This window comes from Sphingomonas sp. GV3 (genome assembly GCF_031082075.1).
Taxonomy (GTDB): Bacteria; Pseudomonadota; Alphaproteobacteria; order Sphingomonadales; family Sphingomonadaceae; genus Sphingomonas; species Sphingomonas beigongshangi.
In genome coordinates, this window is sequence record NZ_JARWLE010000001.1 from 1,462,932 (window position 1) to 1,477,026 (window position 14,095).

Genomic DNA, 14,095 nt, shown 5'->3' on the forward strand with positions numbered 1-14,095 from the left:
CGCGCGATGACGATGGACAGGCGATCTTTCCTCCATGGCGCCGCGGCCCTTGGTTCGGCTTCGCTGCTCGATGGCCGGGCGTGTGGCGCCAGCGGGGCGGTATTCGAACCGACATGGGCTTCGCTGATCGGCGGATATATGGCGCCCGACTGGTTCCGCGACGCAAAGTTCGGCATCTGGGCTCATTGGTCCGCGCAGTGCGTGCCGGAGGCGGGCGACTGGTATGCGCGCGAAATGTACCTGCAGGGCGCCCGCGCCTATGCCCATCACCTGAAGTATTATGGCCACCCTTCCGAGGTAGGCTTCATGGAAATGTATCCGCGCTGGACCGCGGCGCGCTGGGAACCGGCCCGGCTGCTCGACCTGTACCAGCGCGCCGGTGCCAGATATTTCATGGCGCTGGCGAACCACCACGACAATTTCGATTCCTATGCGTCGAGCCATCACGCGTGGAACAGCACGCGGATCGGCCCCCGCCGCGACATCATCGGCGAATGGAGCAGACATGCCCGCGCGCGCGGTATGCGCTTCGCGGTCTCCAACCATTCCGGTCACGCCTGGCACTGGCTGCAACCCGCCTATGGCTACGATCCCGAAGGGCCGCTTGCCGGTCGACGCTACGACGCCGCGCGCCTGACGATGGCGCAGGGCAAGGGGCGCTGGTGGCAGGGCCTCGATCCGCAGCAGCTCTATACCGGTCCGACCATGGTGATGCCCGACGGCTTCCGGTCGATCGCGGCCGCCAATGCTTGGCACGAGAAGAACGACCGGCTGTGGACGGAAACGCCGCCCGCGACCAATCCGAATTTCGTGCGCGGCTGGTCGCTGCGCTGCCGCGAGCTGATCGACGCGTATCGGCCCGACATGATCTACTTCGACAATTTCTCGCTGCCTCTCGGCCAGGCCGGGCTCGACATGACCGCGCATTTCTACAACCAGTCGATGCGCTGGCACGGCGGCCGCAACGAGGCGGTGGTGACCGCGAAGGGCACGCCCGCGGACCGACGCGGAGGCATCGTCGACGATGTCGAGCGCGGCGTGCACGACGACATCCAGCCCTATCCCTTCCAGACCGACACATGCCTGGGCAACTGGCACTATGATCGCGATCTGTACGAGAGCGACGGCTACAAGACGCCGGCCAAGGTGATCCACACCTTGTGCGATGTCGTGTCGAAGAACGGCAATCTGATGCTGTCGGTGCCGATGCGGGGCGACGGCACGATCGACGAGAAGGAGGAAGCGATCGTCGAGGCGATCGCCGCGTGGATGGGGCGCTACGGTTCGGCGATATACGGTACGCGTCCCTGGCACCTGTCGAGCGAGGGGCCGACGCGCGCCGCCGGCGGCGATTTCAACGAGGGCGGCAAGGACAGTCCCTATACGGCCCGCGATATCCGCTATGTCCGCAGGGGCAACGCGGTCCACGCCTTTGCGCTGGGATGGCCCGACGACGGCGTGGTGCGGCTGCCCGCGCTGGCGAAGCAGGGATCGGTGCGGCGGATCACCGTGCCGGGCGACCCGGCCCCGCTTTCGTTCAGGCCTACCGCCGACGCGATCGCGGTCGACGTTCCGGCGACGCTCCGCAACCCGATCGGGATCGGCCTGATCGTCGAGGGCGACGGCCTGACGCGCGTCTGATGGCCGGCGCCGCACGCGCCAAAGATTGCACCCCCGCCCCCCTTCCCCTATAGGCGCCATCGATCCTGCCCCGGCCGCGTCAAGGGCGTCGCCGGGGCTCACCGTTTCCAGGGGACAACCGCACATGGCTCGCCGCCGCCAGATCTACGAGGGCAAGGCCAAGATCCTCTACGAGGGGCCCGAGCCGGGCACGCTGATCCAGTATTTCAAGGACGACGCCACCGCGTTCAACGCCCAGAAGAAGGGCACGATCAACGGCAAGGGCGTGCTCAACAACCGGATCAGCGAGCATGTCTTCACCCTGCTCGACGCGATCGGCGTGCCGACGCATTTCATCCGCCGCCTCAACATGCGCGAGCAGCTGATCCGGCAGGTCGAGATCGTGCCGATCGAGGTCGTCGTGCGCAATGTCGCGGCGGGGTCGCTGTCGAAGCGGCTGGGGATCGAGGAGGGTACCAAGCTCCCCCGCACGATCATCGAATATTATTACAAGGACGACGCGCTCGGCGATCCGATGATCACCGACGAGCATATCGCCGCGTTTGGCTGGGCGAGCCAGGAGGAGATGCACGACATCGCCGACCTTGCGATCCGCGTGAACGATTTCCTGACCGGCCTCTTCGCCGGCATCGGCATCCGCCTGGTCGACTTCAAGCTCGAGTTCGGCCGGATCTGGGACAATGACTATGGCCGGATCATCCTGGCCGACGAGATTAGCCCGGACGGCTGCCGGCTGTGGGACATGACGAGCGGCGAGAAGCTCGACAAGGACCGTTTCCGCCGCGACCTGGGCGGCGAGGCGGAGGCCTATCAGGAGGTCGCGAGGCGGCTGGGCCTAATGCCGGAGGGCGAGGATTCGGCGGTGCTCGATCTCGACTCCCACCGCAAGCGGCGTGGCAAGTAAAGGTTGGGGTGAGTAAGATGAAGCTGCGTATCTTCGTGACGCTGAAGCCCGGCGTGCTCGACCCCCAGGGCCGGGCGATCCACCACGCGCTCGGCAGCCTGGGCTTCGAGGGCGTCGAGGACGTCCGCGCGGGCAAGATGTTCGAGCTCGAGGTCGCCGACTCGACGACCGACGAGGCGATCGACGGCATGTGCCGCCAGCTGCTTGCCAACACCGTGATCGAGAATTTCCGGGTGGAGCGCGCCTGACATGAAGACCGCCGTCATCGTCTTTCCGGGATCGAATTGCGACCGTGACCTCGCCGTCGCGCTGGAGGCGGTGACCGGGGTCAAGCCCATGATGGTGTGGCATGCCGACACCGAGCTGCCGCAGGGTATCGGCTTTGTCGCCGTGCCTGGCGGCTTCTCCTATGGCGATTACCTGCGGTCCGGGGCGATCGCGGCCCGTTCGCCGATCATGCGCGCGGTCGTCGAGCAGGCGGGCCGCGGCCTGCCGGTCTTCGGCGTCTGCAACGGCTTTCAGGTGCTGACCGAGGCGGGGCTGCTGCCCGGCGCGTTGATGCGCAACGCCGGGCTCAATTTCGTGTGCCGCGACGTCGCTCTGACGGTCGACAATGCGCAGACCGCCTTCACCAGCCGCTACGACGCAGGCGAGACGCTGTCCGTGCCGGTCGCGCACCATGACGGCAATTATTTCGCGGATGCCGAGACGCTGGATCGGCTCGAGGGCGAAGGCCGCGTCGCCTTCCGCTACGGCGAGGCGGTCAACGGCTCGGCGCGGAACATCGCGGGGATCGTCAACACCGCCGGCAATGTGCTCGGCATGATGCCGCATCCGGAGCGCAAGATCGAGACCGCGCATGGCGGCACGGACGGACGTCGCCTCTTCGAGGGCGTGCTGGAAACGGTCGGCGCGTAAGTCGCCGCGGCGCGATCAAAGCCGTGTGCGGAACGGCGAGAAGTTGGTGCCGCGGTCGAACACATCGACCCCCTCGGCTCGCTTCAGCCAGCCGACCACGGCATAGGTGACGGGCGTAAGCAGCACCTCCCAGCCCACCTTGAGCGCCCATTGCGTGAACAGCACGGTGACGACCAGCGCCGGCGTCCAGCCTTCGGCGCCCAGGAATGCGAGCGGGTAGAAGATCAAGCTGTCCACGCCCTCCCCCACCACGGTCGAGCCGATCGTGCGGGTCCAGAGGTGACGCCCCTCCGTCCACAGCTTCATCCGCGCCATGACGTAGGAATTGACGAACTCGCCCGCCCAGAACGCACAAACACTGGCAAAGACGATCCGCGGCACCTGGCCGAAGATCGTTTCATACGCTGCCTGGTTGGTCCAGGACGGCGCGGGCGGCAGCGCGACGACGACGTAGGCCATGAATGCCATGAACACGACCGCGGCGAAGCCAGCCCAGATGACCCGACGCGCCCGGGCATAGCCGTAGACCTCGGTCAGCACGTCGCCGATCACGTAGCTGACGGGAAAAAACAGGATGCCGGCGCCGAACGGCCAATCGCCGACGACGGGCAGGTGCACCACCGCGACCTTGCCCGCCCCGATCACGTTGGACAGGAGCAGCAGCGCGACGAACGCGGCCATGACGAAGTCGTAGTAGCGAAATGCCGCCCCCTGCATGGCGGCGGCATCGACGGGGCGTTCGACGGACTGGATCATGACCCCTGCACCATATCGCTGTTCCGCTGCCGCACAATCCGCGCTAATCGCATTCCCGCGCGCGCCCGTAGCTCAGTTGGATAGAGCACGAGCCTTCTAAGCTTGGGGCCGCTGGTTCGAATCCAGCCGGGCGCGCCATTTTCGTCCGTGTGCGGTCCATGCCGACCAGCACCGGCAGCGGCGCCTACCGGGAGCGCCGGGCTCCCCACCCGTAATGCATGCGCGCCGGGAGTCCGGCGGATCCGGCCCACGATCCGGCGCGGTCAACGCAAGCGGCAGCACATCGCCGGGGAAAGCCCCCTGCCCGCGCTTCGCCCTACCGGTTCAGCCAATCGGTCGTGATCGCGCCGTTATGGCCCTCTGGTGCCAGCACGGCGCGCAGGGCCTCCAGCAACGGAGGCAGCGTCTGGACGAAGGCATAGGGCGGATTGATGATGAACAGGCCGGCGCCGTTATAGATGCCGGGCTGATCCTGGTCGTACAGCCAATGCTCCACGGTGAGGAATTTGGGGATGGCGAGCCTGCGCATCTGCTCCTTCCACCGCCCATGCGTCATGCGCTCCTTCAACGGATACCAGATCACGGTCACGCCATGGCCCCACTTACGGTGTGCGGCGCCAAGGGTGGCGGTGATCCGTTCGCGCTCATCCGTCTGCTCGTACGGCGGGTCGACGACGACGACGCCCCGCGCGGTACGGGGCGGGACCATCGCCAGCCAGAACTCGTAGGCGTCGCGCTGGTGCACGGCAGCGGACGTACCGCGCATCGCCCCGCGCAGCGTGTAGGCGTCTTCCGGATGCTTCTCGTTGAGGATCAGGGAGTCCTGCGGGCGCAGACACTGCGCGAGAATGCGCGGTGATCCGGGGTAGAGCCTCGGCTCGTCGCCGACGTTGACCGCCCGGACGGCGGCACGATAGTCATCCAGAAGCGGGTTGCGATCGGCCGCTGCCCGCAGCACGCCTTGCACGGATTCGCCCGTGCGTTGGGCCTCATCACCCTGGAGATCGTACAGGCCGCAACCGGCATGGGTGTCGATCAGCGTCAACCCGCCCTGCTTTTGCTGCAACGCGCGGACGAGCTCGATCAACAGGCAATGCTTGACGACATCGGCACTGTTGCCCGCATGAAAGGAATGGCGATAATTCACGTCAGCTCCAGGTTCCGAAAAACGAAATCAGCCGCATCGCGCCCGTCCCGATAACGCCCGCTGCGAGACGCCTTTACGCGACGCGGCATGGCCAGCCATGCGCTGGCAGCGTCACCGAGATTCGATCTGCCCCGGGTCACGTGCAGGCGGAATACCGATCCTGGGCCGATCGGGCCGGACTCCACCGTCGCGCGCGGCGCGATCCGCCGATCCTGCCGGGTCAATTGCCGTCCGCATCGACCATGAAGACCACCGGCTTGCCCCGCGACATGGGCTCCCAACCCGCCGCCAGGGCGGCCCGCACGCAGCGCGAAATCGTGGCGTCATCCAGCTGCAGGCGACCGCGCGGCAACCCCTTCAAGAGCCGCTTGGGAGGCGGAAACTGCACCCATGCCTCGCGTTGCGCATCGCGCTCGAGAAGGGCGATCGTCATCCCCTTCCATCCCTCGTCATCGGACTGATGCGGCTCGCGCTGGAGGTGCCAATCATAGGTGGCGCCATCGACAAGGACGGCGCCGCCGTTGCTTTGCGTTTTCGACATGGCGGCGCCCTTAGCACGCTGGCCGCGTCAGAACACGGGTCTGCGCCGGAACGGCTGACGGACGCGTGATGTGGATCGAAAGCGGATATTCGCCGGCGCCTCGATCCCCCTCCACCATTGCGGCATGCTGGTCGCGAATGCGCACGGCCCTGGCAAGCGGCCATGCCCCCTGCCGGCCCGCCTCGCCGGCATTCGCTTGCGCGGCGGCGTCGGGTGTTGGACACGTCGTGACATGACCTTTCCCATCGACGCCGTCCGGGCGCGCTTTCCCGCGCTCGACCATCGTGCCTTCTTCGACGCGCCCGGAGGAACGCAGGTCTGTGCCGCGGCGATCGAGCGCATGGTCGCGCACCTTAACACCGGTACCGCGAATGCGGGTGGCGCCTTCGCGACATCGCGCGCGGTCGATCGGCTGAGCGAGGAGGCTCACCAGGCGATGGCCGATCTGCTCGGCGGTCGTGCCGAGGAGATCGCCTTCGGACCCAATATGACGTCGCTGACGTTCGCGATATCGCGCGCGTTGGCGAGACACTGGTCGGCCGGCGACAATCTCGTCGTCACCAGGCTCGATCATGACGCCAATGTCGCCCCCTGGCTGGCGGTCGCGGCGGACCGCGGCATGGACATCCGCTGGCTCGACTTCGATCCGGACAGCGGCCGGCTGCGGCTAGATGCGTTGCCGGACCTGCTCGACGCGCGCACGCGACTGGTGGCGATCGGGGCGGCGAGCAACGCGCTCGGAACGCTGAACGACATAGCCGCAGCCACGGCGATCGTGCGGCGGCATTCGGCCGCCCTGGTCTATGTCGACGCGGTACAATCCGTTCCGCACGTCGCCACCGACGTGACGGCGATCGGATGCGACCTGCTCGCCTGTTCGCCGTACAAGTTCTTCGGTCCGCACCAAGGCGTGCTCTGGGGCCGCGCGACCTTGCTGGACCAGATCCAGGCGTACAAGGTTCGCCCGGCCGGCACGGAGGGCGCGCATCGCTTCGAAACGGGCACGCCCTCGTTCGAAGGTCAGGCCGGCGTACTCGGCACCATCGACTATCTGGAATGGCTCGGGCGCCAGATCGATCCCCTCGCCAACAGTCGCCGCTCCCGCCTGCTCGCCGCGATGGCGGCGAGCGTCGATTATGAGCGCATGCTCGGTGAGCGGCTGCTTGCCGGCCTGGCGCGCATCCCCGGCCTGCGGCTGTATGGGCCGCCGACCATGGACGGACGCATCCCGACCTTCGCCTTCACTGTGGCGGGACATACCCCCGCCGCGGTCGCGCGGCATCTCGCGGCGCGCGACATCTTTGCCTGGACGGGACATTTCTACGCCGTCGAGGCCATCCGCCGCCTGGGCCTCGATGATCAGGGTGGGCTCGTCCGCGTGGGGCTCTGCCACTACAGTACCGCCGACGAGGTGGACCGGCTGATCGGGGCGCTGGAGGAGCTCTGAGCGTCGCGGATCGGCGTCACCGCGAGCGGGCCACCCTGCCCCGCCATCGCTCGTCTCGGTTCCGAACGGCAGCGCCAGTCCCGAGGGCAGGCGCGGCCGGGTGGGCTCGAAGGCCGGTACCGCTCCCACGAAAGTGGATCGGACTCTAGCCAACGCGCGGGAACCGCCGCATGAAAGGGTCCCCGGCAGTCAGCCTTCGGAACGGAGCGAAGCGTTATGTGGTTGAGATTGCTCGCTGCGGCGCTTCTGGTCGCGGCCACGCCAGCCGTCCTTCGTGCCGACGATCCCGCCCCCGCGAAGCCACCGGTCCTTCAGGTTTTACCGCTTTGGCCGAACGGCGCGCCTGGCTCCAAAGCCAGACGCAGCGAACCGGAGATCGCGCGGGACTATTGGGTACGCAACATCCACGATCCCTCGCTGATCGCGTTTCCGGCCGATCCCGCACACCGGAGCGGCGCTGCTATCATCATCTTTCCGGGCGGCGGTCACCGCCTGCTCGTCTGGACCAACGAAGGGACGAAGGTCGCGACGGCGCTCAACCGCATGGGTGTCACCGCCTTCGTGGTAAAGTATCGGCTCGCGAACGAACCGGGTTCCACCTATACGGTCGCCGGCGACGCGGCGGACGATGCGCGTCGCGCGGTGCGGTGGGTTCGTGCGCATGCGACGGACTATGGCATCGATCCAACCCGCGTGGGCGTGATGGGATTTTCCGCCGGCGGCGAGCTGGTCTCTCTCATCGCGGACAATCCGGAACCCGCGGGAAGGCCGGTGACCGACGCCACGGACCGGTTGAGCGCGCGACCCGACTTCCAGATCCTCGTGTTCCCCGGGCCGGCCGGCTTGCCGGCCAACAACGCCTCGCACGCACCGCCCGCCTTCATCACGGCCGGATCGCTGGACCAATGTTGTGCCGCGCCCTCCGTCGCCCTGTATCAGCAGCTGCGTGAGGCGCACGTGTCCGCCGAATTGCACATGTATGCCGGCGCGGACCATGCCTTCAACCTGGACGAGTCCAACCGCATTTCGATCCTCCATTGGCCGGATCGCCTTGCGGACTGGCTTGCCGACGAAGGGTGGCTCGATGGGAGCGCGCGCAGGCGATAGACCGGCGCCCCGGCGGGGCCTGCCTCTCCGGGAGTCGGACCGGAGAAACACAGGACCGCGATGACATGCGCGCGGACCGGCGGCGCTGCTGCGGCGAAACGACAGGCGCCCCGATACCGACGAAACGCATGACCAGCCGTGCTGGCGAAGGACCCGAACGCGCTTCCGGAATGTTTGCAACCCCGTAAGCTGCCGACAGACGGGAGAAGACGTTGACCGGCCAAGACGTGGAGAAGCTTGCCGACCCCGGTGGCGAAAGCACCGGCACGCCGGCCGAAGGCAGCATGGATGTCGGGGCGCGGGAGCCGATCGAGACCTCCGGCATACATCACTGGCAGGAAGCGACCATCACCGAACCGGGTCTCGATGCCCGCGGCAACGTCTTCTTCGCCGCGATCGAGATGACGCGGATGCCGATGGTCATCACCGACCCGCATCAGGACGACAACCCCATCGTCTTCGCCAACAACGCCTTCCTCGATCTGACCCTGTACGAAAAAGAAGAAGTGGTCGGCCGCAACTGTCGCTTTCTGCAGGGCGCGCAGACCGACCGGGGCGAGGTGGCCAAGTTGCGGGAGGCCATCGAGGCCGAGGATTCGATCGCGCTCGAACTGCTCAACTACAAGCGGGACGGCACGCCCTTCTGGAACGCAGTATTCATCGGTCCCATCCACGACGCGTCGGGCAAGCTGCTTTACTTCTTCGCCAGCCAAATCGACGTGACCCGCCGCCGCGAGAGCGAGAAGACGCTGCTCCAGACGCAGAAGATGGAAGCCGTGGGTCAGCTGACCGCCGGGCTGGCGCATGATTTCAACAATCTGCTCCAGGTCGTGAACGGCAACCTCGAACTGGCCGCGGCGCGCGTCGAGGACGGTCGGATCAGCCGCTATATCCAAAGCGCCCGCACGGCGGCCGAAAAGGGCGCCAAGCTGACCGGCCAGCTGCTCGCCTTCGCCCGCAAGTCGCGTCTCGATCCGCGACCGGTCGACGTGAATGCCACGATCCATGGCTTCTGCGACGTGCTCGAAAGTTCGCTTGGCAAGCAGACGGAGCTGCAGCTGACTCTGAGGCGTGGCCTGCCCCGGGCGGTATTGGATCCCGAGCAGTTCGAAATGGCGGTCCTGAACATCGCGATCAACGCGCGCGATGCGATGCCGAACGGCGGTCTCATCGAGATCGTGACCAGCAAGCTGCTACTCGACGGGGACGCGTTCTCACGCGAACTCTCGCCGGGGGAATATGTCGTCGTGGAGGTCCGCGACCAGGGCCAGGGCATGCCGCCCCATGTCGCGGAACGCGCCACCGAACCGTTCTTCACCACGAAGGGCCAGGGCAAGGGTACAGGCCTCGGCCTGGCCATGGCGTCCGGTTTCGTCCAGCAGTCGCGGGGCCGGCTGGAGATCGACAGCAAGGCCGGCCAGGGCACGACGGTCCGCCTCCTGTTTCCCTCGGCTACCGATAGAGACCCCGACAAGCCCGTCACCTCCCTCCCGCCCGTCTCCGCTCAGGCGGACGGCGATCGAGCCGGTGCGCATATCCTCGTCGTGGAAGACAGCACCGAAGTGCTCGCGCTGGCGCGGGAGATATTGGAGGGGGTCGGCTATCGCGTATCGACCGCCGAGACCGGAGAGGCGGCGCTCGAACTCTTCGAATCGCTGCCGGCGGGGGCGCTGGACCTTCTGTTCACCGATCTGATCATGCCGGGCGGTATCAACGGCATCGTCCTTGCCGGAGAGATCGCCCGACGTGCGCCCGATCTGCCCGTCCTGATGACGACAGGCTATAACGAGGAACTGGTGGCCGAAGGCCCGATGCGCGCCGGTCTGGATGTCCTCGGCAAGCCCTATCGGCGAAGCGACCTGCTCGATCGCGTCAGGCAGGCGCTCAATCGCGGCATCCTCGCCCGCGACGACTGACAGGTGTCTTCGCGCACCGATCATGGCCTCATCACGGGCCTGCCCCGCCCACGGTACAGGGTACACGCATGACCAGCACGAACCGTCCCTTGCGTCTCGGCTTTCCCGTCAAGGTAATGGGAAGACCGGACCTGAAAAGTCAGGACAGCCGGCGCTGGCAGAAGAACCCGCACCTGAAATGCTCGCTCGAGCTACTCGATAGCGTGCTCGACTACCTCAAGTCCGAGAAGCTCGACATGTACCGGATGTCGTCCGACATCGCGCCCTATGCCACCCATCCGGACTTGCCGCAGTTCCATTCGATGGTGGCGGACAGCGACGCCGAACTTCGCGCCTTCGGAGCGAAGGCAAGGGAGTACGACATCCGCCTATCGTTTCATCCGTCGCAATATGTGCTGCTCAATGCACCCAATCCGGCGCTGACAAAGAAGAGCATCTGGGACCTGTCGAGCCAGGCTGAGATGCTGGACCGCATGGGCCTGGGCGACGAAGCCGTGGTCGTCACGCACGTTGGCGGTGTCTACGACGATCACGCGGCAAGCCGCGCCCGCTGGATCGAAGGCTGGGAACAATGCCCCGAGCACGTGAAGCGGCGACTCGTCCTCGAAAACGACGACACGCGTTTCTCGGCGGCCGACGTACTGTGGATTCACGAGCGTACCGGCGTCCGGCTCATCTTCGACTACCAGCATATGTGGTGCCTCAACCCCGAGCGGCTCGACATGCGCGAAACGCTGGAGCGCTTCCTGGCGACATGGCCCGGCGGCGTGCGACCCAAGATCCATTTTTCGTCGCCACGCACCGAATTGCGAGAGATCAAACAGAAGATCACGCCGAAGGCCCGCGCCGCGGCGAAATCCGGAACCGCCAAGACCCGAAAGGGCGAGCTGCTGAAGGCGCCGGTGAAGGCTGCTGCACGCGTGAAGACGGTGCTGCGACCGCCGATCTGGACGGGCCATGCCGACTTCACCAATCCTTTCGAGTTCGCCACCTTCATGCGCATGGCGGAGGGACTGGTTTTCGACGTGATGATGGAGGGCAAGTCCAAGGATCTCAGCCTGCTGCGCCTGCGCCCGGATTTGCTGCGTTTCGCCCCCGATGTAGCGGCACGGTTCGGGATCACAGATGAGGATGCCGCCGCCTTCGCCGCCGACGAGGCCAGGCTGGACCATGGCGTCGATGCCGAGGCGGAAGCGGACGTCGACGAAGGAGCGCCTGCCGAAACGGCATAGCTCCGCCGGTCGACGCCACATCTCGCGGTGCGGGGGCGCCAGGGCCGGCCCCCGGACGATGCGTCCCCGCAGCACGAACGCGTCCAAAGACGGGGCGTGCAGCCTGCGCGCATGCGACACACGCCTCGGCAGATAATCGGCCAACGCGAGGGCTCCGCTTGGCTAGAGTGATTGCGTTTCCAAACAGCATCTTACGTCTAGCGGCACGCGATCATTCGGGTAAGGTGGCCTGACCTTACATGGAGAGATGGCTTGATGTTGAAGCAACTGACGTTCGTTGCCCTGCTCGGGGCCTCGTCGCTCAGCATGTCTGCCACCGGGCAGGTGACCCGCGCGACGGCTGCCGAGCGTCAGGATAGCGCACAGCCCGAACGCTATGGAAGCTGGGGCTTCGACACCAGCGGCATGGATCGCAGCGTCAAGCCGGGTGACGACTGGTTCCGTTTCGTCAACGGCGCCTGGGCGGCACGCACGCAGATTCCCGCCGACCGGTCCTCATACGGTGCATTCGCCGTGTTGCGGGACATCTCTGAGCAGCGGCTGCGAAGCCTGATTTCCGGCTATGGCGCCGCCGATACGGCCCATCCCGATCGGATGAAGGCCGCGATCCTCTACGCCGATTACATGGACGCGGCGACGGCGGATCGCCTGGACGCCGCGCCGTTGATCCAGCGTCTTGCCCCGGTCAAGGCCGCCGCTTCGAAGGACGACATCGCGGGGCTGATGGGCCGATCGCTCGGCGGATTCGGGGCCAGCTTCTTCGCGCCCGGCATCAACGACGATGCCAAGCAGCCCGATATTTACTCGCTCTATTTGCGCCAGTCCGGTCTCGGGCTGGGTGACCGGGACCTCTACCTCGATCCCAAGTTCGCGCCACAGGTCGCACGATACCGGCAATATGTCGCGCAGATGCTGACCTTCGCCGGTTGGCCCGACCCGGCGGCGTCGGCAGATGCGGTCGTGGCGATGGAGACCCGGCTCGCGTCGGCGCACTGGACGCGGGCGCAGAGCCGCGACCGCGACAAGACCTACAATCCGATGACGCTGGCGCAGCTGACGGCACAGGCGCCGGGCTTCGCGTGGCCGACCTTCTTCAAGGCTGCGGGTATCGATTCCGCGGACCGCGTCATCGTCGCGCAGAACACCGCCTTCCCCGGTATCGCCAAGGTGTTCACCGACACGGATTTGTCGACGCTCAAGGCGTGGGAAGCATTTCGCATCGCGGACGATATGGCGCCGCTATTGTCGAAGCGCTTCGTCGATGCGCATTTCGATTTCCGCTCCAAGTTCCTGAACGGCCAGCCGCAGCAGCGCGAACGCTGGAAGCGTGCCGTCGCCTTCACCGAGAACGGCATCGGCGAGGGGATCGGCCGCGATTATGTCGCGCTCTATTTCCCGCCCGAATCCAAGGCGAAGATGGATCGGCTCGTCGGCAATCTGCGCGTGGCGCTGGCCGGCCGGATTCGCAACCTGACCTGGATGGGCCCGGCAACCAAGGCGCAGGCACTCGACAAGCTGCAGGGGTTCAACGTCAAGATCGGCTATCCCGACAAATGGCGCGATTACACCGCGCTGCAGGTCAGGCCCCACGATCTCGTCGGCAATGCCGAGGCGGCGCAGCGGTTCGAATGGGACTATCGGCGTCGCCGCATCGGCAATCCGGTCGATAAGGCGGAATGGGGCATGACGCCGCAGACGGTCAACGCCTATTACAACTCGGTCAAGAACGAGATCGTCTTCCCGGCCGCGATCCTTCAGCCGCCCTTCTTCGATCCGAAGGCCGATGATGCCGTGAACTACGGCGGCATCGGCGGCGTCATCGGCCACGAGATCAGCCACGGCTTCGACGACCAGGGTCGCAAGTCGGACGGACACGGCGTGCTGCGCGACTGGTGGACCGCAGAGGATGCGACCAAATTCGAGGCGCAGGCCAGCCGCCTCGGAGGCCAATACGAGGCCTATAGCTTCGATGGGCTGCCCGGCATCCACATCAACGGCCGCGCCTCGATGGGTGAGAATATCGGCGATCTGGGCGGCGTGCTGATCGCGCTCGACGCCTACCACAATTCGCTTGGCGGCAAGCCTGCGCCCGTCATCGACGGGTTCACCGGAGACCAGCGGTTCTTCCTCGGCTGGGGGCAGGTGTGGCGGACGCTGTTCCGCAACGAAGCGCTTCGCCAGCAACTTGTCAGCGATCCGCACTCGCCGGGTCAGATCCGCGCGGTCAATCCGCTGCGCAACGTCGATGCGTGGTATGCGGCGTGGAACATCGACCCCGGCCAGAAACAGTATCTCGCACCCGAGGATCGGGTCCGGATCTGGTAAGCTATCGCGCGATAGTTCGGGCGAATGCCCGTGCTATCGCCGACGGTCACCCTCCTCGATCCCCGCCACGACGCGCGGGGCGGCGGCAGGCGGTTCTAACGTGCGATTCAGCAGCCGGAGTGGGGCGGTGCCGGCCCTCACCCCACCCGGCCGCCCATTCA

At 66.3% G+C, this 14,095-nt stretch carries 12 protein-coding genes and 1 tRNA gene; 10 read left to right on the forward strand and 3 right to left on the reverse strand.

Annotation, left to right across the window (positions count from 1 at the left end):
* The first annotated feature begins 12 nt into the window (after window positions 1-12).
* From RF701_RS06810 to purQ, 4 genes are all read left to right on the forward strand, one after another.
* Window positions 13-1,641, forward strand: coding sequence for an alpha-L-fucosidase (locus RF701_RS06810; RefSeq protein ID WP_308814505.1), 1,629 nt, complete (start codon window positions 13-15; stop codon window positions 1,639-1,641).
* Window positions 1,642-1,765: 124 nt separating this feature from the next.
* Window positions 1,766-2,545 carry a phosphoribosylaminoimidazolesuccinocarboxamide synthase gene (gene purC / locus RF701_RS06815; RefSeq protein WP_203309573.1) on the forward strand — a complete coding sequence of 260 codons (780 nt, stop codon included), beginning with the start codon at window positions 1,766-1,768 and terminating at the stop codon, window positions 2,543-2,545.
* 17 nt (window positions 2,546-2,562) lie between these two features.
* The gene (purS, locus tag RF701_RS06820) at window positions 2,563-2,793 is read left to right on the forward strand and encodes a phosphoribosylformylglycinamidine synthase subunit PurS (RefSeq protein WP_203309574.1); all 231 of its coding nucleotides are present in this window, start codon (window positions 2,563-2,565) and stop codon (window positions 2,791-2,793) included.
* A 1-nt stretch (window position 2,794) separates the two neighbouring features.
* Entirely contained in the window at window positions 2,795-3,463 is a 669-nt protein-coding gene (gene purQ / locus RF701_RS06825) for a phosphoribosylformylglycinamidine synthase subunit PurQ (protein WP_203309575.1), read from the forward strand.
* Between the two features lie 15 nt (window positions 3,464-3,478).
* Here the strand turns inward: purQ and RF701_RS06830 are convergent, their stop codons facing one another.
* Complete coding sequence (locus RF701_RS06830; RefSeq protein WP_203309576.1) at window positions 3,479-4,219, reverse strand: queuosine precursor transporter; 741 nt, start codon at window positions 4,217-4,219, stop codon at window positions 3,479-3,481.
* A gap of 61 nt (window positions 4,220-4,280) precedes the next feature.
* On the opposite strand from RF701_RS06830, the gene RF701_RS06835 reads away from it, so the two are divergent.
* Window positions 4,281-4,357 (forward strand) — tRNA-Arg (locus tag RF701_RS06835).
* A 178-nt stretch (window positions 4,358-4,535) separates the two neighbouring features.
* On the opposite strand, the gene RF701_RS06840 is transcribed toward RF701_RS06835, so the two are convergent.
* Window positions 4,536-5,366, reverse strand: a complete 831-nt coding sequence (locus tag RF701_RS06840; RefSeq protein WP_203309577.1) for a 23S rRNA (adenine(2030)-N(6))-methyltransferase RlmJ — start codon at window positions 5,364-5,366, stop codon at window positions 4,536-4,538.
* 220 nt (window positions 5,367-5,586) lie between these two features.
* A complete protein-coding gene (locus tag RF701_RS06845) occupies window positions 5,587-5,907 on the reverse strand; it encodes a hypothetical protein (protein WP_203309578.1) in 321 nt (106 codons plus the stop codon).
* A gap of 232 nt (window positions 5,908-6,139) precedes the next feature.
* On the opposite strand from RF701_RS06845, the gene RF701_RS06850 reads away from it, so the two are divergent.
* The 5 genes from RF701_RS06850 to RF701_RS06870 all read left to right on the forward strand — a co-directional run bounded on the left by RF701_RS06850 (window position 6,140) and on the right by RF701_RS06870 (window position 13,934).
* Window positions 6,140-7,354 (forward strand): cysteine desulfurase-like protein, encoded by a 1,215-nt coding sequence (locus RF701_RS06850; protein WP_308814506.1) that lies wholly within the window; start codon window positions 6,140-6,142, stop codon window positions 7,352-7,354.
* 216 nt (window positions 7,355-7,570) lie between these two features.
* Window positions 7,571-8,461 (forward strand): alpha/beta hydrolase, encoded by an 891-nt coding sequence (locus tag RF701_RS06855; protein WP_308814507.1) that lies wholly within the window; start codon window positions 7,571-7,573, stop codon window positions 8,459-8,461.
* A gap of 212 nt (window positions 8,462-8,673) precedes the next feature.
* Window positions 8,674-10,377, forward strand: coding sequence for a PAS domain-containing protein (locus RF701_RS06860; RefSeq protein WP_246848188.1), 1,704 nt, complete (start codon window positions 8,674-8,676; stop codon window positions 10,375-10,377).
* A gap of 89 nt (window positions 10,378-10,466) precedes the next feature.
* The gene (uvsE, locus tag RF701_RS06865; protein WP_308814508.1) at window positions 10,467-11,609 is read left to right on the forward strand and encodes a UV DNA damage repair endonuclease UvsE; all 1,143 of its coding nucleotides are present in this window, start codon (window positions 10,467-10,469) and stop codon (window positions 11,607-11,609) included.
* Window positions 11,610-11,864: 255 nt separating this feature from the next.
* On the forward strand, window positions 11,865-13,934 hold the full coding sequence (locus tag RF701_RS06870; protein ID WP_308814509.1) for a M13-type metalloendopeptidase: 2,070 nt from the start codon (window positions 11,865-11,867) through the stop codon (window positions 13,932-13,934).
* The last annotated feature ends 161 nt before the right edge of the window (window positions 13,935-14,095 follow it).